Origin of the sequence: Streptomyces pilosus (genome assembly GCF_014649835.1) — a bacterium.
In the GTDB taxonomy this organism is placed as follows: Bacteria; Actinomycetota; Actinomycetes; order Streptomycetales; family Streptomycetaceae; genus Streptomyces; species Streptomyces pilosus.
On sequence record NZ_BMTU01000009.1, the window covers coordinates 201,355 to 220,910 of the forward strand.

11 protein-coding genes are annotated in these 19,556 nt (G+C 74.0%); 8 read left to right on the plus strand and 3 right to left on the minus strand.

Annotated elements, in window-relative coordinates; genetic code table 11:
* Positions 1 to 15: 15 nt before the first annotated feature.
* Positions 16 to 1,254, plus strand: a complete 1,239-nt coding sequence (locus IE118_RS22640) for an erythromycin esterase family protein (protein ID WP_189559827.1) — start codon at positions 16 to 18, stop codon at positions 1,252 to 1,254.
* A gap of 40 nt (positions 1,255 to 1,294) precedes the next feature.
* On the opposite strand, the gene IE118_RS22645 is transcribed toward IE118_RS22640, so the two are convergent.
* Complete coding sequence (locus IE118_RS22645) at positions 1,295 to 4,072, minus strand: glycosyl hydrolase (protein WP_189559828.1); 2,778 nt, start codon at positions 4,070 to 4,072, stop codon at positions 1,295 to 1,297.
* A gap of 383 nt (positions 4,073 to 4,455) precedes the next feature.
* Between IE118_RS22645 and IE118_RS22650 the strand changes: the two genes are divergently transcribed.
* The 5 genes from IE118_RS22650 (at position 4,456) to IE118_RS22670 (ending at position 12,887) form a co-directional block, all read left to right on the plus strand.
* Positions 4,456 to 5,742, plus strand: a complete 1,287-nt coding sequence (locus tag IE118_RS22650; protein WP_189559829.1) for a PQQ-binding-like beta-propeller repeat protein — start codon at positions 4,456 to 4,458, stop codon at positions 5,740 to 5,742.
* Positions 5,743 to 6,162: 420 nt separating this feature from the next.
* On the plus strand, positions 6,163 to 7,083 hold the full coding sequence (locus tag IE118_RS22655) for a hypothetical protein (protein WP_229846898.1): 921 nt from the start codon (positions 6,163 to 6,165) through the stop codon (positions 7,081 to 7,083).
* A gap of 117 nt (positions 7,084 to 7,200) precedes the next feature.
* On the plus strand, positions 7,201 to 7,650 hold the full coding sequence (locus IE118_RS22660; protein WP_189559830.1) for a hypothetical protein: 450 nt from the start codon (positions 7,201 to 7,203) through the stop codon (positions 7,648 to 7,650).
* 215 nt (positions 7,651 to 7,865) lie between these two features.
* A complete protein-coding gene (locus IE118_RS22665; protein ID WP_189559831.1) occupies positions 7,866 to 11,792 on the plus strand; it encodes an nSTAND1 domain-containing NTPase in 3,927 nt (1,308 codons plus the stop codon).
* Positions 11,793 to 11,999: 207 nt separating this feature from the next.
* Positions 12,000 to 12,887, plus strand: coding sequence for a C40 family peptidase (locus IE118_RS22670; protein ID WP_189559832.1), 888 nt, complete (start codon positions 12,000 to 12,002; stop codon positions 12,885 to 12,887).
* Positions 12,888 to 13,031: 144 nt separating this feature from the next.
* Here IE118_RS22670 and IE118_RS22675 read toward each other — a convergent pair whose 3' ends face one another.
* Both IE118_RS22675 and IE118_RS22680 read right to left on the minus strand, forming a co-directional pair.
* A complete protein-coding gene (locus IE118_RS22675) occupies positions 13,032 to 13,970 on the minus strand; it encodes a hypothetical protein (RefSeq protein WP_189559833.1) in 939 nt (312 codons plus the stop codon).
* Complete coding sequence (locus IE118_RS22680) at positions 13,967 to 14,416, minus strand: hypothetical protein (protein WP_189559834.1); 450 nt, start codon at positions 14,414 to 14,416, stop codon at positions 13,967 to 13,969. The genes IE118_RS22675 and IE118_RS22680 overlap by 4 nt, the downstream gene beginning before the upstream one ends.
* 212 nt (positions 14,417 to 14,628) lie before the next feature.
* Here IE118_RS22680 and IE118_RS22685 point away from each other — a divergent pair, with 212 nt between their 5' ends.
* Both IE118_RS22685 and IE118_RS22690 read left to right on the plus strand, forming a co-directional pair.
* Positions 14,629 to 18,174, plus strand: a complete 3,546-nt coding sequence (locus IE118_RS22685; RefSeq protein WP_229846899.1) for a CHAT domain-containing protein — start codon at positions 14,629 to 14,631, stop codon at positions 18,172 to 18,174.
* Between the two features lie 31 nt (positions 18,175 to 18,205).
* Positions 18,206 to 19,513 (plus strand): tetratricopeptide repeat protein, encoded by a 1,308-nt coding sequence (locus IE118_RS22690; protein WP_189559835.1) that lies wholly within the window; start codon positions 18,206 to 18,208, stop codon positions 19,511 to 19,513.
* Positions 19,514 to 19,556 lie beyond the last annotated feature (43 nt).

The window sequence follows — 19,556 nt, forward strand, 5'->3', positions numbered from 1 at the left end:
GATACCGTTGAAGGCATGGCATCCGACATCAAGGACATCGCCCATTCCGTCGACGCCGCGGCCGTGACCGAGCTGCTCCCCGTCCGCCCGCGCCTGCTCGCCCTGGGCGAGCCCACCCACGGTGAGGACACCCTCCTCGACCTGCGCAACGATCTCTTCCGGCAACTCGTCGAGCAACAGGGCTACCGGACGATCGCGCTGGAGACCGACTGCCTGAGGGGCCTGCGCGTGGACGCGTACGTCACCACCGGCACCGGAACCCTCGACGAGGTGATGGAGCACGGCCTCAGCCACGGCTGGGGCGCGTCAGCGGCCAACCGCCGGCTCGTGCACTGGATGCGGGAGTTCAACGAGGACCGCCCGGCACCCGACCGGGTCCGCTTCGCCGGTATCGACGGTCCCCTGGAGATCACCGGGGCCGAGAGCCCGCGGCGGGTCCTCACCGCCCTGCACGCCTACCTCGCGGCGCACCTCGACCCGGATCTGCTCCCCTGCACCCCGGACACGCTCGACCGTCTCCTCGGCCCGGACGAACCGTGGTCCGATCCGGAGGTGATGACGGACCCGTCCCGGTCCGTCGGCCGCACCCCCGAAGCCCGGGAGCTGCGCCTGCTCGCCGACGATCTCACCGCACTGCTGGACACACAGGCGCCCCAGCTGGTCACGGCGACCTCGCCCGACGACCGGCACACGGCCCGCCTGTACGCGCGCACCGCCACCGGTCTGCTGCGCTACCACTCCTGGATGGCCGACTCCTCACCGTCCCGCATGACCCACCTGCTGGCCACGCGGGACGCCATGATGGCGGACAACCTCCTCGCCCTCACCGCACGGGGCCCGGCCCTCGTGCACGCCCACAACAGCCACCTCCAGCGGGACAAGAGCTCCCTGCGCATGTGGAACCACCCACTGCTCCGGTGGTGGAGCGCCGGCGCCCTCGTGAGCACCCACCTCGGCGAGGAGTACGCCTTCCTGGCCACCGCCCTCGGCACACTCCGCCACCACGGAGTCGACACCCCGGCCCCGGACACCCTGGAAGGGCTCCTCCACGGCCTCCCCGGGGACCGGTACCTCCTCGACGCCGCCCGCCTGTCCACCGCCCTCGGCGACACACCCCCCGGCGTCCGGGTCTCCCCGTACTACGGCTACGCCCCACTCGATCCGGCCCAACTGCCGTCCGTGGACGGTGTGGTGTACGTCAGGGACGTCACGCGCGATCAGGGCCGGCTCCCGGACATGCCGGTGCGGCGGTGACCGGCCGGACGCCGGTCACCGCCGCACCGCTGTCGCCGGTTCAGCTGTAGGGGATCACCAGGACGGACTTGTCCGTGCCGGTCTGGAGCTTGGAGGTGCCGTTGCCGATGGCGCTCCACACCTCGAGGCGCACGGTGCCGCCGCTGAGGTTGCCGAGGCTGCCCGTGGACGCCTTGAGCCCGCGGGCCTGCGTGTACTCCTCCCAGCCGGTGACCGGGTCGGTCGCGAAGTAGTGGTACGTCTCGGTCCGGTCGAAGCTGCCGTCGCCGGTGAAGTCGTAGCTCACCCGCGCCTGCTGGCCGAGACCCACCGTGGTGCCCGCGTCCACCTGGAGCCGGAAGGCGGTCTGTGCGCCCGGGGTGAGCGTGCCGTTGACGCCGCGGACCTGGTAGACGAGGGGCTGGTACGGGGTGCCGTCGCGGTTGGTGCCACCGGCGGAGGCGATGGTGTCGCTGCCCGCCGTGCCGCCGGTCGCCGTGGTCAGCACGCCGCCGCCGCGCAGCTGGAAGGTGTTGCCGGTGGGCGGCTCCGGGTCCGGGTCGGGGTCCGTGGACCCGGTCCCACTGCCGGTCGCGGTGGAACGTGCCGGCACGGAGAGGGTCTTGCCGTCGGAGAAGGTCACGGTGCGGGCCGTGGACCCGTGGTTGTGGGCCGCATAGGTCCGGGTCGTGCCCTTGGTGAAGACGGCCGAGGTGGGGATGTCACCGGACACGCTGGTGTCCGGGGCGCCGAGCGCGGCGAAGGTGTTGATCCAGTGGTAGGTGTGCGCCTTCGACTCGCCCTCCTCCGGCGTGTAGCCGGCGTGGCCGGCGTCCCACTTGGCCTTGGCCGTGGCCGGGTCGGCGAAGGACTCGAACTCCCAGAGCAGGTCCCGCCATTCGACCGCCGGGCCGCCGTTCTCCCGCTCCATCTCCGCGATGTTGCGCCGGATGGCTGCCTTCTCACCGCCGAGGTGCAGCGAACCGCCGGTCACGGGCAGGACGTTGATGCCGTGGATCTCCTCGGGGTTGGCGGTCCACCAGGTGGCGTACGCCGCGCCGCTGCCCCACACCATGCCGGCCGTGTCGTGACCGAAGGAGGACGGGAAGACCTGCTCGTCGGCGTCGAACCAGTACTGGGCGATCGACTCCGACTCGGTGGTCAGCAGGAAGGTGCCGAGGTCACGCAGCGAGGTGTCGCCGGTGGCGGAGCCCCACAGGATCAGCGCGGTGCTGAGGTTGGTGGACTCGGAGGAGGACTCCTGGTTGTTGCCGGCGGCGAAGCCCTGGTGCCCGGAGGCCCAGCCGTGGCCCGCGTACACGTCGAAGCCGCGCAGGAACGGGTAGGCGGTGTCGGTGCGGCTGGGGTTGGCGGTGTCCCGCACGAGGGTCTTGACCATGCCGCCCCAGGCGGAGTCGGCGGCCCACGCCGGGTCGTACTGGGCGATGATCGCCGCCGCGTAGACGTAGTAGCCGTAGTGGAAGTGGTGGTCGTTCAGTTCGGTGTCGCTGCCGTAGGAGGCGGGGTAACCGGTGAGCGTCTTCCAGTCCTTGTCGTAGCTGAACTCGTTCGCGCCTCCCGCCGTGAACCAGTCCTGCAGCTTGCCCTTCATCAGGCCGAGCATCCGGTCGCGGACGGCGGTCTCACCGATCTGGTCGGCCACCGGAACGAGTTGGGCGAGGCGGCCGAGGGCCTTGCCGGTCCAGTAGGTGTCCGTGGCTCCGGAGAACGGGTCGGAGGCGTTCACGACGTCGTTCAGGTATCCGCGCAGCCGGGCGGCGTCCACGCCGTTCGACTTGGGCAGCGCGGGCAGCACCGGCGACGCCTTCTGGCTGGTGGTGAAGGAGGCCGACTCGCGGACCTTCATCGTGCCGCGCGGTGAGACGTAGGTGTAGGACGTGAGGGCGTCCTTGGTGTTCAGCCACTGGTGGCGGTAGAGGGCCTGGAGCGTACCGCGCTCGGTGCCCTCCTTCGCCTCGGTGGTGAGCGTGTAGGTCGCCCCCACGGTGCCTCCGCCGTAGTTCCAGGTGACCTTGGAACCCGTGACGAAGCTGTAGGCGTACTTCTTGAAGGTCGCCAGCGCGCCGGTGGAGGGCAGCACGGCGACCGAGAAGTAGTCCTTGGAACCGAGCCCCGCGGTGACGGTCGATCCGGCGACGTTCCAGTCGCTGCCCGTCGGCGCGAAGAGGGCGTAGTGGTGCCCGGCGACGGTGATGCCGAGCACGTTGCCCTGGTCGGCGAAGACGGTGGGCGCGCCGGCCGTGGTGATCTGCGCGTTGCCGCCGGATCCCTTGGCGTATACGAACGGGGAGCCGTGACCGATGGTCGTGCGCAGGGTGCGGGCGCCGTCGGACCAGTACGGGGTGACGGTCCAGTCGGACCAGTCGTCGGCCTTCGTGTCGGGGGAGTTGAGGCCGGTCAGCCCGATGGTCAGGTCGCGCTTGTGGGCGTACTCGTACTGGCGGCCTTCGCCGACGATCGTGGGGCTCGTCGGATAGCCGACGTCGAGTCCGCCGGCGGTCGCCTGGTAGGTGAGGGGGTGCCCGTACATGGGGGTCGAGTACGGGTTGTCGCCGTAGCGCTGGAAGGCGAGGGAGGACCACCAGTCGTTGGTGGGCACCGGCCGGTTCTTCGCGGCGGCGGTCACCTTGGGCGTGACCGGGGTCCCCGTGTTGGTGGTGGGGCCCGACGTGCCGGGGGGCCGGGTGTCGGAGTAACTGCCGGAGCCTACGGGAACGGTGGCGGCGGCCGCCGGTGCGGCGGCCGGGCCGAGGCCCACGGCGGCGAGGGCCGAGGCCAGCAGCAGAACGGTTGCCGGTCTGGTGCGTGGGGATGGCATGCGTCACCTCAAGTCGTGACAGGGGGAGGCTCTGAGAGCGCTCTCAGATGGCCGGAACGTAAAGCCCATGTAATGCACGTGTCAATAGGTTGAACGCAGCGGGTACATGCCGGGCCTGCCATCCGTCATGTCTTCGAGCGGCGCGCGGAGTTGACGGGCCGGACGCACGGGGCACGCGGGGCGCGCCGGTACGGCCGGAACCCGATGCCGGTGTCGTTGTCTCGATCGTTTCACGGTGCCGTCCCGGTTGTGCCGCGCGGCAGCACGTACGGCGAAGTCTCGTCTAGCGTTCCCTGGCACAGGGGTGTACGTCCGTACGTTCAGCGACGGCGTGGACCCTTCATGTTGGTGAACCCGCTCGACGCATCACGGGGGTAGGACGAATGGCCAGGAGAAACGGTATGGCGTACGACAGATCGTTCGGGTCGTCGTCCCGGATGTCCCGGACCGCGTCCCGCCGGCGGATGTTGCGCCTGGCCGGCGGCGCTCTCGCGCTGGTGGCCCTGACCGCCGGTACGGTCGGCTGCGACGACGGAGCCGTGGACGCCGAGGACCCCGGAAACGCCGGCGGTGAGCAGCCCGGGGGCGACGCCAGGAAGCCGGGTGACGGTGGTACCACGGGCGGAGACGGCAAGGCTCCCGAGCCGCTGTGGACGAGGACGACCTCGGCCGAGACCTACGGAGACAACGACGAACTCGTGATCGCGGGCGGCGCGGTGATCGCCGGCGGCACCCCGCTGGCCGCCCTCGACACCGCGACCGGCAAGCAGAAGTGGTCCGTGCCGGGCGGCACGGTCCCCGGAGCACCCCTGCTGCTCGGCAAGGACACGCTGTACCTGGCAAGCAGCCGGTACGACGGCACCGTCACCGGATACGACCCGGCCTCGGGCGAGGAGACCTGGCGCAGCCGCCTGGGCAAGGGCTACCGGCAGCCGCAGCCCATCGCGGTGGACGAGAAGCAGGTGTACGTCATCGCCGAGATCCTCGAGGACGACGGGTCGTCGAAGACCAACGTCATCGCGGCCCTCGACAGCACCACCGGCAGGATCGCCTGGAAGGAACAGCGCGACCTCGGCACCGTGCAGAACGGCATCCACGCCGCCGTCCGCGGCCGCCACCTCGTCTACACCGACTTCAAGCAGAACCTCACCGTGCGCGACACGGCCACCGGCGGCCAGGTGTGGACACGGAAGACGACCAGGACGAACTACGGCTTCTTCGCCGTCCACGAGGACCTGGTGATCGTCCCGCAGGAGAAGAGGATCCAGGCGTTCGGCCTCGCCGACGGCCAGGAGAAGTGGTCGCTGGAAGCGACGGAGCTCGCTCTCTTCAAGGAGCCGGCCGTCGTGGAGGAGGTGCTCTACATCGCCGACAGCGCCAGGACGCTGCGGGCCGTCGACCCGCGGACCGGCAAGCCGCTCTGGCAGTCGAAGGCCCTCGCGGACGCGGGACTCCAGGTGCCGCGGCAGTACGTCAAGGCGGGCGGCACCCTCTACGGGGCCACGGACCTGGACAAGGACGGCGGCATCATCGCGATGGACGCGAAGACCGGCGATGTGCGATGGACGTTCAACGACGGGACCGGCGACCACCACGCCTGGCTGGTGGCCACCGACGGCGAGCGCGTCTTCGCCCTGCACGGCGACAAACTGCACGCGCTGCCTGTCTGACGCACCGCCCGGACGGCCCCGCAGGTGGTCGGCGCCCCGTGAGCCGACCACCTGCCACGGCGGGGCATCCGGGACCGTGCGGACACAGGAGACCGCGACGGCCCGGGGTTACCCACCCCGCGGACACCGACCGTGAGCACCGGCGCGCCCGCGCCGCCGCGGCCGGCGCCGGGAACACGGTGACCGATCCCTTCTCGTCGCGGGCGATCTCGATCACCACGTCCGTCGAGCGGTGGCCCCGGTGCGTCGCCCCGCCGTCGCCAACGGGTTGCCTCCCCCTCCGGGCTCCCCCTCGTTCCCCCTGCTCACGCCTTGTTTCCCGGTCGGCCGTCCCGGCGGGCAACAGGAAACCCGTCGACCTCCGCCGGCAGCGGGGCAACTCTGGATCCGTCAGCGAGCGGCGGTGAAGGGGGCGGGGTCATGAGGCGGGTACTCGTGTCCTGGTGCGTGGTCGTGGCGGCCGTCACGACCGGATGTGCCGGGGGAGTTGACGGCGGCGACGACCGGGCGCGGCAGGACCCGCGTCCGAAGCCCCCGGCACTGACCTGGCGACAGGAACTGCGCATCGCCGACGCCCAGCAACGCCTGACCAGGCAGTGCATGAACCGCCAGGGCTTCACCTACCGGGAGGACCGGGGCCTGACGCTCCGGGAGAGCCGCCCGGTGCGCTACGTGCAGGACGACGTGGCCTGGGCCCGTGCCCACGGGTACGGCGGCCGGATCGAGGCGAAGAGCCTGCGTGTCCACGAGAGCAACCCCAACGGGACCTACCGCCGGGGCCTCTCCCCGTCCCGGCGTGCCGCCTTCGACGCCGCGCTCGACGGCGGCGGTGACGCCCGCATGCTCACGGCGGCGCTGCCGGGCGGCGGGGAGACGCGCAAACGGGTGGGCGGCTGCACGGAGGAGGCCGAGCGCGCACTGTTCGGTGACCCGGCCGAGTGGTACCGCACCGGCAAGATCGCCACCGGCCTCAACGCGCTCTACGGCAAGGACCTGATGGGGGACCGCCGGCTGACCGCCGCGGTACGGGCCTGGTCCCGCTGCATGAAGGAGGCGGGCCGGCCCCACGACGATCCCCAGGCGGCCCGCGAGGCCGTCCGGGCCAACACCGCCCGGCTGGGCGCGGCCCGCGCCGACGAGGCGTTCGCCGTCGAACGGAAGACCGCCGTCGCCGATGCCGCCTGTGCCCGCGAGACCTCCCTGCGTGCCGTGGCCACGGCACGGGAGGCGTACTACCTGGACCGCCTGCGGGACCGGTTCGGTGAGGACATCGACACCTACCGGCATCTCGGCCGGCGGGCCTACGACCGGGCGGTGCGCATCGTTCCGGAGCGGAGCTGACCACGTCCGCGCGCTCCGGGGCGGACACCGCCCCCGGTGGGGGCACGCCGGGCCGCCAGAGTCCGGTGCGCCCGCACCGACGCATCACACCATCACACAGAACGAGGGGAAATCAGCATGCGCAAGTTCACCGTCACGGCCGCCCTCCTCGGGCTCACCGCCCTGGGCGTCGTCGTGCCCGCCACCGCCTCGCAGGCGGCCGGGAACACCGTCGCCGGGCCGGGCTGCGACAGCAAGTGGGGGCCGCGCAACGGCTACATGTACGCCTGGGAAAACCTGGACTGCTCGGGCGCCCAGCTCATCGGCACCGCGGGCAACAGCGACTGGTGGGTCGGCTCGCAGGACAGGGCGACGTCCGTCATGAACCGCGGTTTCACCGGCGGCCTCGACCACGTCGCGTTCTACGAGAACTCCGGCTTCGGCGGCGGCCACGCCTGTCTCGCGCCGGGCGAGCTCTACGCCGACAACCTGACCGACAACCGGTTCACCAACGGCGTCAACGCGAACGACACCATCTCCTCGCACCGTTGGGTGTCCCGCAGCGCCTGCGGGGCCTTCCTGACCTGACCCGACCCGCTCAGGCCCGACCCGCCCCGATCCGACCCGCCCGTGCGTGCGTGTGCGGCAGCGAGCGACTGGACGGGACGCGGACGCCCGGAACCACCCCATGGTTCCGGGCGTCCGCGTTTTCGTCATACCGGGTGAAAGGTTTGGGTGCCCTTACCGCCCCGGCAGTAGCCTGGACCTCCACCGTCTCACGGCCGGACCGCATGGGGGACTCCGTGGGAGATCCGCAGCACGGACAGGAAGCCGACCACGGCTACGAGCGGGATCGGGACGCGCTGACCACGCCTTCCTTCCCCGCGGAACTAAGACGACTCAGACAGGCACGCGGCCTGTCCCTGGCCGATCTGGCGCGCAGGACGCACTACAGCAAGGGCTACCTCAGCAAGATCGAGACCGGCGCGAAACGGGCGACCGCCGACATCGCCCGTATCTGCGACCGAGTGCTCGACGCCGACGGGGAGTTGCTCGGACTCGTAGACCTCTCCGAACGCGTGGAGGGGAGACGGCCACCCGCCGACGGCGGGACCGGTGCGGAAGCCGCCGCTCACGGCGGGCAGTCCGGCGGGGCCTGCCCGTACCGCGGTCTGTCGGCGTTCACGCCGCAGGAGGCGGACTGGTTCTTCGGCCGGGAACGCGCGACGGCCGCACTGGTGGAACGGGTCTTCGAGCGGGTGGGGAGCGGCCCGCTGATGCTCGTCGCGCCCTCGGGCGCGGGCAAGTCGTCGCTGCTCAACGCCGGACTGGTGCCCGCCCTGCGGCGCGGCGACCTCCCCATGCCGGGCGCCGACCGGTGGCCGGTGGTGACGTTCACCCCCACCGCGCGGCCCCTGGACGAACTGCTGGAGCGCACCGCGAAGGCGGTGGGCGGGGACCTCGCCGTCACCGTCGAGGACGTGCGCGGCGATCCCGGCGCGCTGCTGGCCGCCGTACGCGCGATGGTGGGCGATCCGCCGGTGGCGTCCGGGGAGCGCCCGCCCCCGCCCTGCCGCCCGGTGCTGATCGTCGACCAGTTCGAGGAGCTCTTCACTCTCTGCGCGGACGCGGACGAGCGGCGCTCCTTCGTCCGGGTGCTCGGTGCGCTGGCCGCCCCCCGGCCGGAGGAGAGCGCCCACGGGCCCGCCGTCGTGGTGCTCGGCGTCCGGGCCGACTTCACCGGACACTGCCTCGACCTTCCCGAGCTCGCCCCGGTCCTCAGCCACGGACTGTTCGTCCTGCCGCCCATGTCCGTGGGGGAGTTGCGCGAGTCCGTCACCCGGCCCGCGGACCTGGCCGGACTGACCCTCCAGCCGGGTCTGATGCCCCTGCTGCTGCGCGACGCGGGGCTGCGCGACGGAAACGGAGGCCCGCCGCCCGGCGGCGGGACGGACACCGGTGGCGGAGCCGACGCGATCCCCTCCGGCGTCCTCCCGCTGGTCTCCCACGCCCTGCTGGCCACCTGGCAGCGCCGCGAGGGGTCCGTGCTGACCGTCGCCGGGTACGAGCGGGCCGGCGGGATCCGGGGCGCGGTCGCGCGGACCGCCGAGAGCGTCTTCGCCGGGCTCTACCCGGCCGAGCAGCAGACGCTCCGCCGCGTCCTGTCCCGTCTGGTGTACGTCACCGACGGCGGCGGGGCGACCCGACGGCGGGCGAGCGGGGCGGCCCTGAGGGAGCAGTTCGCCGACGCGGACGGCGCCTTGGCCGCGCTCGACGCCTTCGTACGGGCCCGGCTGATCACGCTGGACAGTGACACGGTCGAGATCACCCATGAGGCCCTGCTGCACGCCTGGCCGCGGCTGCGGGACTGGATCCGGGCCGACCGTGCCGGACTGCTCCTGCACCAGCAACTCGCGCACGCCGCCGCCGAATGGGAGCGCGAGGGCCGTGACCCGTCCGCGCTGTACCGCGGCACCCGGCTGAGCACCGTGCGCTCCTGGGCCGACGAACTGGACGGCTGGAGCCGCCTCGGCTCCGGCGAGGAGGCGTTCCTCCGGGCGAGCCTGGCCGCGCGGGAGGCCCACGAGCGGCAGGCCAGGCGCCAGATCCGGCTCCGCCAGTCCATGCTCGCCACGCTCGCCGTCCTGCTGGGACTCGCTTTGACCGCCGGCGGCCTCGCCTACCAGCAGCGCGAGAGCGCCCTCGGCCAGGAACGCGTCGCACGTTCCCAGGCGCTCGCCGTGCGGTCGGCCTCGCTCGCCGGGGGCCGGCCGGAGGCGTCGATGCTGCTGGCCGGGGAGGCCTACCGCGCCCACGCCACCGCCGAGGCGCGCGGGGCGCTGCTGAGCACGCAGTCCCAGCCCTTCTCCGCCCGGCTGGCCGGTCACCGCGGTCCGGTCAACACGGTGGTCTTCGCACCGGACGACCGGACCCTGGCGACGGGCAGTTCCGACGGGACGGTGACGCTGCGCAGGGTGTCGGACCACCGTACGACCGCCACGTTCACCGTGTCCGGGCCCGTCCGCGCGATCGCCTTCAGCCCCGACGGACGCACTCTCGCGGCGACGTCGGCGCGCGGGCCGGTGAGCCTCTGGGACGTCGCCGAGCGCCGCCGGAAGGCCGTGCTCGCCGACACCACGCAGGGCGCCCGGGCGCTGTCCTTCGACCCCCGCGGCCACCGGCTCGCCGTCGCGACCGCACGCGGGCCGGTGCAGTTGTGGGACACCACGCGCACACCCCGCCTCACCGCCTCCCTGCGCGGGCACACGGGAGCGGTCAACGCCCTGGACCACGTCCACGACGGCCGGACCCTCGTCTCCGCCGGAGCCGACCGCACGGTGCGGCTGTGGGACACCGGCCGGGCCCGGCCCCTCGCCGTGCTCGAGGGGCACACCGACGAAGTACTGGGCGCGGTGTTCTCCCCGGACGGCCGTGAGGTGGCCTCCGGAGGAGTCGACCGGACGGTACGGCTGTGGGACGTGCGGGGCGGGCGGCTCGACGCGACGCTCTCCGGGAGCAGCGACGACATCAACGCCGTCGCGTACACGCACGGAGGCGCCACGGTCGTCGGCGCGGTCGGCGACGGGACCACCAGGCTGTGGGACGCCCGCGGCGGCCGGCAGACCGCCGTGCTCGCCGGCCACACCGACTACGTGATGGGAGCGGCCGTGACCTCCACCGGCACCCTGCTCGCCACGGCCGGATTCGACCGGTCCGTGGTGCTCTGGGATCTGTCCGGGCCGGCGTTGACGACCCGTCCGTTCACCCAGGTCTGGCAGGTCCGGTACAGCCCCGACGGGCGACTGCTGGCCACCGCCGACGCCGACCACACGGTACGCCTGTGGGAGGTGCGCGGCCGCCGGCTCCTGGCGACGCTGCGGGGGCACACCGAGGCGGTCCTCGCCGTGTCCTTCACGCCCGACGGGCGGACGCTGGCGTCGGCGGGTTCCGACGGCACGATCCGGCTGTGGGACGTGAGAGCGCGAAAACCGCTGGCGGCCCTCAGCGGCCACACCGGGCAGGTCTTCTCCCTCGACTTCGCCCCCGGCGGCCGGATGCTCGCCTCGGCCGGCGCCGACCGCACCGTGCGGCTGTGGGACGTGACGCGGCGCGCGCCGCTGGCGACACTGACCGGCCACCGGGACTTCGTCAACGGCGTCGCCTTCGACCGCGGCGGCCGGACCCTGGCGAGCGCCTCCGACGACCTGACCGTACGGCTCTGGGACGTCTCCTCGCACCGCCCGCTCGGCACGCTGAACGGTCACACCGGCGCGGTCCGCGGTGTGACCTTCACCCCGGACGGACGGACCCTGGCCAGCAGCGGCAACGACGGCACCGTACGGCTCTGGGACGTCCGCGAACGCCGCCCCGAGGCCGTGCTGAACGGTCACATCGGCTCCACCCGGGGCATCGCCTTCGCCCCCGACGGCCGCACCCTCGCCAGCAGCGGCAACGACCGTACGGTGCGGCTGTGGGACGTCGCCGGACGGCGCCCGTGGGCGACGCTGACGGGCCACACCGACCCGGTGTGGAGCGTCACCTTCGCCCCCGGCGGGCGCACCGTGGCCAGCGCCGGCACGGACGGCACCGTACGGCTGTGGGACCTCGACCCCGAGGCCCGGCTGGAGCGGATCTGCCGGCTCGGCACGAGCATCGACGCGGACGCGCGCGCGAAGCTCCTGCCCGACGTACGCCTCTCCGACACGGGCCCCTGCGCCGCACCGGACTGACGGGACCGGCGACCTGACCGGGACCGGCGACCTGACCGGGACCGGCGGTGTGAGGACCGACCGGCCTGCTCGGCGCGGGTTTCCCAGGTGTTTCCCGTTGCCCGTCGACGGGAGGCGACGCCGGGACGCTCGACACGAACGGGGCGCGGCCAGCAGGCTCCTGAGCGACCACTTCTCTCGACAGCCACAGGAAACGGGGGTCCTGGCATGCTCCGCCGGACCGGTCTCATCCGCACACTGATCGTCCTCCTGGCCCTCCTCTTCTGGACGCCGGTGTCCGCCGCCGCGGCCGACACCGCGGCCCCCGCGCCGCGAACGGCCGCCGACACGTGCGGCGCCCTCGCGCCCGGGGCCTCCGCCGCGGCCGAACGCGCGATCGCCGCCGCCTGCGCCGAGGTCGCGGCCGGCACCTGGTACACGTGGGGGGGCGGGCACGGCGCCCGGCCGGGCCCGACGTACGGCCAGGTCGACCCGACCGACCCGGACAGCGCACACGACCCCGAGCGCCTCGGCTTCGACTGCTCGGGCCTGGTCCGCCACGCCTACGCCGAGGCGGCGGGCTCCGACATCCTCGACGGCATCGCGAGCCGGCAGTACTACACGCACCGCGCCGCCGCCCGCTTCACCGCCGCCCAGGGCTTGTCCCCGCTGCTCCCGGGCGACCTGCTCGCCTGGGGCACCCCGCAGGACCTGCACCACATCGCCATCTACCTCGGCGCGGGCAAGATGGTCGAGGCCAAGGAGTCGGGCACCCGGCTGATGGTCAGCGACGTCCGCCTGAGCGGCTACTTCGGCGCCGTCCGCGTCAACACCGGCCAGGTCACCGGGCACATCCACCAGACCTGGGGCACCGGCGTGTGGACCAAGGCCGAGCCCTCCCTCGCCGCCGCCCGCGTCTACGCCTTCCCGTACTCCACCACCGTCCGCGTCCACTGCCAGAAGCACGCCGAGTGGGTCACCTCCGAGGGCTACACCAACGACGTGTGGTCGTACCTGCCGGACTACAAGGCGTGGGTGACCAACATCTACATCAAGGGACCGGCGTGGCTCGACGGCGTCCCCGACTGCCGGACGACGACACCACCGACACCGTGAAGCGCCGGCGGCACGGTCCGGTCCGCCCCAGTGGTTCAGCGGTGCCGGAGTCCGTGCCGTGACGGCCTGCACCACACCCCTGAGGTCGCCGGCCCGGGCCAGAGGTGAGGGTCGGGCAGCAGGGCCGGTCCGCGCCGCACCCGCTCACGTGACGGAGCCGCCCGGTGCCGGCCCCGTCTCCTTCCGCAGCACCCGGGTGAGGCGCTCGCCCAGCTCCCGGTCGACGCTCCCCCCGCACTCCACCCCCATCGCCGTCGCCAGGTCACGCAGATGGAGGTCGGCCAGGGCCTCCGTCAGTTCGGCGAAGGCCTCCGCCGCCGCGTGCCCTCGCCGTACGCCCGACACGAGGGCGACGACTCCGGCCAGTGCCGCCGGCCACCACCAGAGGGCCAGTGCCAGGTATCCCGCCCCCCAGGCGCAGAGCCGTGCGGCAGCGGTGAACCGGAGCCGGGCCGCCTGGAGTTCGGCCCGGGTGCCGTCGGCGGCCAGGAGCCACAGGTGGGGCCAGGCGGCCGCCAGGTCCAGGCCGTGGGCGCGCCACAGCCGTCGGCCGGGCGCGGCGAGCCGGTCGCCCATCGCGAAGGGGTGGCGGGGCGGCGCCGAGGCGATGCGGGCGCGGTCGGCGTGACGGCGCTCGGCGACGTCGGTGAGCCGGTCGGCGTCGGCGGCTCCCTCGATACGGGCCCGGCCCGCCGCCACCAGCGCGCCGCGGAAGGCCTCGTCGGCCGCGCGCCAGCGGCGCGCCCGGCGGTCGGCGAGGTACCGCAGCACAGGGCCGCGCGGCTCCGCGCACCAGAGCAACTCCACGCCGGCGCCCAGCGACTGGGCGGCCGCCCCGGTCACCGCCGCGCCGGCCAGCACGCCCGCCGCCACCAGGACGACGGTGCCGGCGCTGCCGGACGCGGGGGAGGCGGCCAGCGCGTCGACCCGGTCCCGCAACAGCTCCAGGTCGGACCAGTGTGCGTGGCCCAGGACCAGGGCCGTGGTGAGGGTGGCGAGGAAGAGCAGCCCCGGCAGGGCGAGCAGGGCCAGCCACCGTTCGGCGATCCGGCCGCTCAGCGCGCTGAGGAAGGCGCTGGTCACCGCAGGGGGACCGTGCGCAGCGGCTGGTCGAAGACCCGGCAGCCGGGGTGCGGGGCGGCATCGTCACCGGGTGGTGCTTCCACCCGCCCGCAGTGACCGCGCGGGCAGGCCAGGACGCGCAGCGGCGGGTGGCCGGGGCCGGCGACCGGGAGGCGCTGGTAACCGGGTGGGGGCGGCGTGGGTGTGGTGCGGTAGGAGCCCAGGCCGGCGCTGTGCCCGGCAGCGAGCAGCTCTTCCTCCAACTCGTCGAACACGTCGTCGAGTTCCTGGGGAGGGGTGCCGGTGCGCAGTGCGGAGGTGATGGTGTCGACGAGCCGCAGCCCCCGCCCACCGAGCGCCAGCGACTGCGACGGGTCCGTCAGACGTCGGCACAGTTCCGCCAACCGGGCGTGGCCGCCCGGTGGTTCGCGCCGCGGTTCGCTTCGCCCACCGGTTTCGGTCTCCACCGTTCCCCCTCGGACGCCGTGGACGCCCCGTGGACGCCGTGGACTTCATGGACGCCTTGGACGCCGGATGTCGGTCGGCCGTGATTCTACGTCGCTGCCCCGACGCCCCGTTCGCTATCGTGAGGACGGGACAGGCCGCGCGGCGCGAGGGCCGCGGTCACGACGACGTGACATCGGGGGTGTGCGTGTCGAACGGGGGTCCCGCGCGAGCCGTGGACGGGCCGGACGCCGGAGCGCTCGCCGACCGGCTGCTGTCGCACCACCTCCGGACCGGTGACCGGCAGGCCCTCGATGAGGCGATCGCCCTCTACGGACGCTTCCTCGCCGCGACGGCGGCGCGGGACACCGCGGGGACCGCCGTCCGGGCCTCCAACCTCATGGTCGCCCTGCAGACCCGGTACCAGCTGCTGCACCGCCCCGACGACCTCGAGGCGCTGATCGGCCTGGGCCGCGACCGGGCCGTGCGTGAGCCGGTCCGCCCGCAGGACATCAGGCTGCTCGGCCTCGCCTACCAGCAGCGCTTCGCGCTGCACGGGTGGCCCGACGACCTGGACCGGGCGGTGGAGACGTTCGACCGGGCAGCCCGTCTGCCCCAGGAGGCCGACACCGCGGCGCAGTCATGGGGAGCCCTCGCGGAAATGCTGCACCTTCGGCACCGGATCGCCGTCGGCGCCGAAGGTGTCCCCGCCACTGCGGCGGGACGTCGGGACGGGGAGTCCGAAACCTCCGCCGCGACGGACCTCCGGCGCGCGACGGAGGCGCAACGGCGCGCGCTCCGCCTGTGCCCCGGCCCGTCGGACGACCGGGTCGGCTACTTGAGCAACCTCGCCGGGCTCCGGTACCGCGCCTACCTGTTCGACGGGGGCACGGACGCCCTGCGCGAGGCACTCGACATGTGGCGCACCGCGCTGGAGGCCGCGCCGCAGGGCGGACCCGCCCGGGTGACGGTCCTGCGCAACCTCACCCAGGGTCTGCGCGCGTGGTTCGAGCGTCATCCCGAGGAAGCCAGCCGGTCCGAGATGCTGCGGATCCACCGCACGGCCCTGGCCGACTGCCCGCACGGCCATCCGGACCGTGCCGAACTGCTCGCCGGGTCGGGCATCGCCCTGCGCCTGGCCGCGGAATCCACCGGTGAGCCGGCGCTGCTCGTGGAGTCCGCGGCCTCCCTGCGCGAGGCCCTCACGCTGCTTCGCCCCGGAACGCCGCCGCACGCACGCAGGCTGAACAGTCTCGGCAACACCCTGCACAGGCTGGCGCAGTGGACCGGCGACGCGGCCCTCCTCGACGAGGCCGTCGCCACTCTGCGGACCGCCCTCGCCGAACAGCGCCCGGGCACGGACGATCACGCCGACACCCTGGGCAACCTGGCGGTCACCTTGCGCGAGCGTGCCCTCCAGGCCGACGACCTGGCCTCCCTCGGGGAGGCAGCCCGGCTGGCGAGGGAAGCCCTCGACGCGTCCCCGGCACCGCCGGCGCTGCGGGTCGGACAGCTCGGCAACCTGGGGGTGGTCCTGCAGAGCTGGCACGGCGCGACCGGGGACACCGCGGCCGCCGACGAGGCGATCGACGTGGCCCGCCGGGCGCTCGCCCTGGCCCCCGCGACCGGCCCGTCGCGCGCCGACCGGCTGAACCACCTGGCCAACGCCCTGCGGGCCCGGTTCGCGTCCACCGCCGATGTGGCGGATCTCGACGAGGCGGTCGCTCTCCTGGAGGAGGCCGCCCGGCAGGTCCCCTACGGCGATCCGGCGCTCGCGGTGGTCCTCTCCAACCTCGGCTCCGCCCGGCTCACCCAGCACCACGCCACCGGCGCGGCCGGGGAGCTGGAGCAGGCCGTCAGTGAACTGGGCCGTGCCGTATGGGCCGTCACCGAGCGCACCTCGGCCCACGGCACCTACCTGAAGGCGTACGGCGACGCCCTGCGCGCCCTCCACCACCGGGACGGTGACCCGGGAGTGCTCCGTGCCGCCGAGGACGCCTACCGGCAGGCCGCCGGGACCGCGTCCCTGCCCGCCTACGAGCGGGTGCTCGCCGCCTGGGAATGGGGCGCCGCCGCGGCGGACGGCGACCGCTGGGACGACGCCCTGCCGGGGTACGAACTAGCTCTGGAACTGCTGCCGTTCGCCGCGTCGGGGCGCCTGGCCCGCAGTGACCAGGAACGCGGTCTGTCGCGGGTGCGGGGACTGGCCGCCGAAGCCGCGGCGTGCGCCGTCCACGCCGGGCAGCCGGAGCGTGCGGTGCTGCTGCTGGAACAGGGCCGTGGCGTCCTGCTGGGCCGGGCCATGGCCACCCGCGACGGGCTCGGGCGGCTGCGCGACGCCCACCCCGCGCTCGCCGCACGCTTCGCCCGTCTGCGGGAACGGCTCGACGCGCTGGAGGCCGCCGACGCCGCGGACACCGCCCTGGGCCGGCTGCCCGCCGACGTCACCGACACCACGGACCAGCGGCACCGCCTCGCGGCCGAACTGGAACAGCTGGTCGCGGAGATCCGGACACGGCCCGGCTTCTCCGACTTCCTCGGCGCCCCGGCCGTCGAAACACTGCTGGCCTGCGCCGACCGGGGCCCGGTCGTACTGGCCTACTGCAGCACGTACCGCAGTGACGCCCTGGTGCTGCGGGACGGCGAGGTGCTCCTCGTCCCCCTGCCGCGGGCCACCCCGCGGGCCGTCGCCGAGCAGGCGGACCGCCTCGGACGGGCGCTCGCCGACGCGGCCGACCCGGCCCGCGACCGTGCGGCCCAACAGGCCGTCGGCGAGGTACTGGCCTGGACCTGGGACCACGTCACCGGTCCGGTACTCGACCGGCTCGGGTCGCGCGGGCCCACGTCCGACGGGGAGTGGCAGCGGGTGTGGTGGTCACCCGGAGGTGCGCTGGCCTCCCTGCCGCTGCACGCGGCCGGTCACCACGACGATGCCGAGGACGTGGCAGCCGGACATGCCCGGGCCGCGGCAGCCGACGGGGTCCCGGAAACGGCAGCCGGCGAGACCCCGGTCGCGGCACCCGACGCCGGATCCGTGCCCGAGCCCGTGCCCGTCCCCGCTGCGGGCGATCCGGCACCGCGGACGGTACTGGACCGGGTGGTCCCCTCCTACACGCCGACCGTCGGAGCCCTCCGCTACGCCCGGGCCCGGGCCGCCGCCCCGCGCCCGCACGGCCCGCTGCTCGCCGTCGCGCTCCCCGTCACCCCCGGGGCCACGCCGCTCGGCGGCGCCCGGCGCGAGGTGGAGGTACTGCGCGGCCTCCTGCCGACCGAGGTGCTCCACGGAGAACAGGCCACCTTCGCGCGGGTGATGGACGCCCTGCCCCGTCATCCGTGCGTGCACTTCGCCTGCCACGGGGTCAGCGAGCCCGCCGACCCCTCGAACGGACGCCTCCTGGTGCACGACCACGACACGCGTCCGCTGACGGTCCGGGAGATCTCCCGCCTGCACCTGCCGGCGGCGCGGCTCGCGGTGATGTCCGCGTGCGAGACGGCGCGCGGTGGCGGGGAGCTGGCCGACGAGGCGATCCACATCACCTCCGCCTTCCAGCTCGCGGGATACCCCCACGCCGTCGGAACGCTCTGGCCGGTGCACGACGCGGTGGCCGTCCGCGTCACCCGTCTCCTCTACCGGGAGCTGTGCACCGAAGCAGGCGACGGCACGACGGAGTTGGACGACACGAGAACGGCCGACGCCCTGCACCGGGCGGTGCTGCAGTGCCGCGCCGTCTTCGCGGCCAGTCCCAGCCTGTGGGCCGCGCACGTGCACGCGGGCGCCTGACCACACCGGCAGCGACGAGGAGGCGGTCACGATGACCCGATGGTGGCGACGACGAACCGCGGGAGACGGCCGGGACACCGGGGCACAGGTGCCGCGCACCCCGGACGAGGCACACGGGCAGGCGCACGGGGACGGCTCGGGCGGGCCCTCCGGCACCGGTTCGGGCGAGCCCTCCGGCACCGACCGGACCGCCCCGGACCCCCTCGCGGGTCCCGTCCCGGAGCCCGCGCCGGAATCCGGCAGCTCGCGGCGCCTGGTCGGAGGGCGCATCACCGTCACGGAGGTGACGGAGGGGCGGCCGGAGCGGGAGATCGCCGGCGTCGAGCTCTCCGCCGTGGACATCAACACCCTGCGAGCCCGGTCCGCCATCGACAGCCTGGGCCCGGAGCACCCGGACGCCCTCACCGCCATGCGCGACCTCGCGCACGCCCTGGTCTCGGTTCCGGGGCGGGGAGAGGAGGCGGTCGAGCTCTACCAGCACGTGGCCCGCACCCAGTGGACCGTACTCGGCGACCGTCACGAGGAGACCCTGCGCACCTCCGTCGAGCTGGCCGGCGCCCTGCACACCACCGGCCAGTTACGCCTCGCCGAACAGGCCTGGCGCGACACCTTCCGCACCCTGGCGGACGTGCTCGGCCGCGACCATCCCGAGACCCTGCGCTGCGCCACCGGACTCGCCGCCGTCCTGGAGGACCTTGGTCGCTCACACGAAGCGGAGCCGCTCCTGAGGGACGTCCTCGAACGCCGCGTCAGGCTCCTCGGCCGGGACCACCCCGAGACCCTGTCCTCCACCAACACCCACGCGGCCGCGCTGCTCCGATCCGGCCGTCACGCGGAAGCCGAGCGGGCCCTCCGGGCCCTCGTGCCGCTGCTGGAGAACCGGTACGGCCCCCACCACGAGTCCACGGTCGCGGCCCGCAGCAACCTCGGCGCCGTCCTGGTCCGGCTGGACCGCCACACCGAGGCGGAACAGCAGATCCGCGCCGTGGTGCGGTCGATGGAGGCGACGCTGGGGCCGCACCACGACTCCACGCTGACCGCGCGCAACAACCTCGCCGCCGTCCTGCACGCCATGGAGCGCTACGAGGACGCCGTGCCCATCCTGCGCGCCGTCCTGGCCGAGCACGTCGCCCGCCACGGCGAAGGACACCCGGTGACCGTCGGCGCCCGGGACAACCTCGCCAACGTACTGATCGACGTCGGCCGGCACGCCGAGGCAGCCGGCCTGCTCGACCGCTGTGTGCGTGACTACCGGCGCATCCACGGTCCCGGGCACCCCGGTCTGCGGGCCGCCGAGGAGCGGCTGGCCTGGCTGAGGGAGGGCCCGCCGGCGCACTGACCACCCGGCGGGGGACGATCACCGGCAGCGAGGGCCGAGGGCC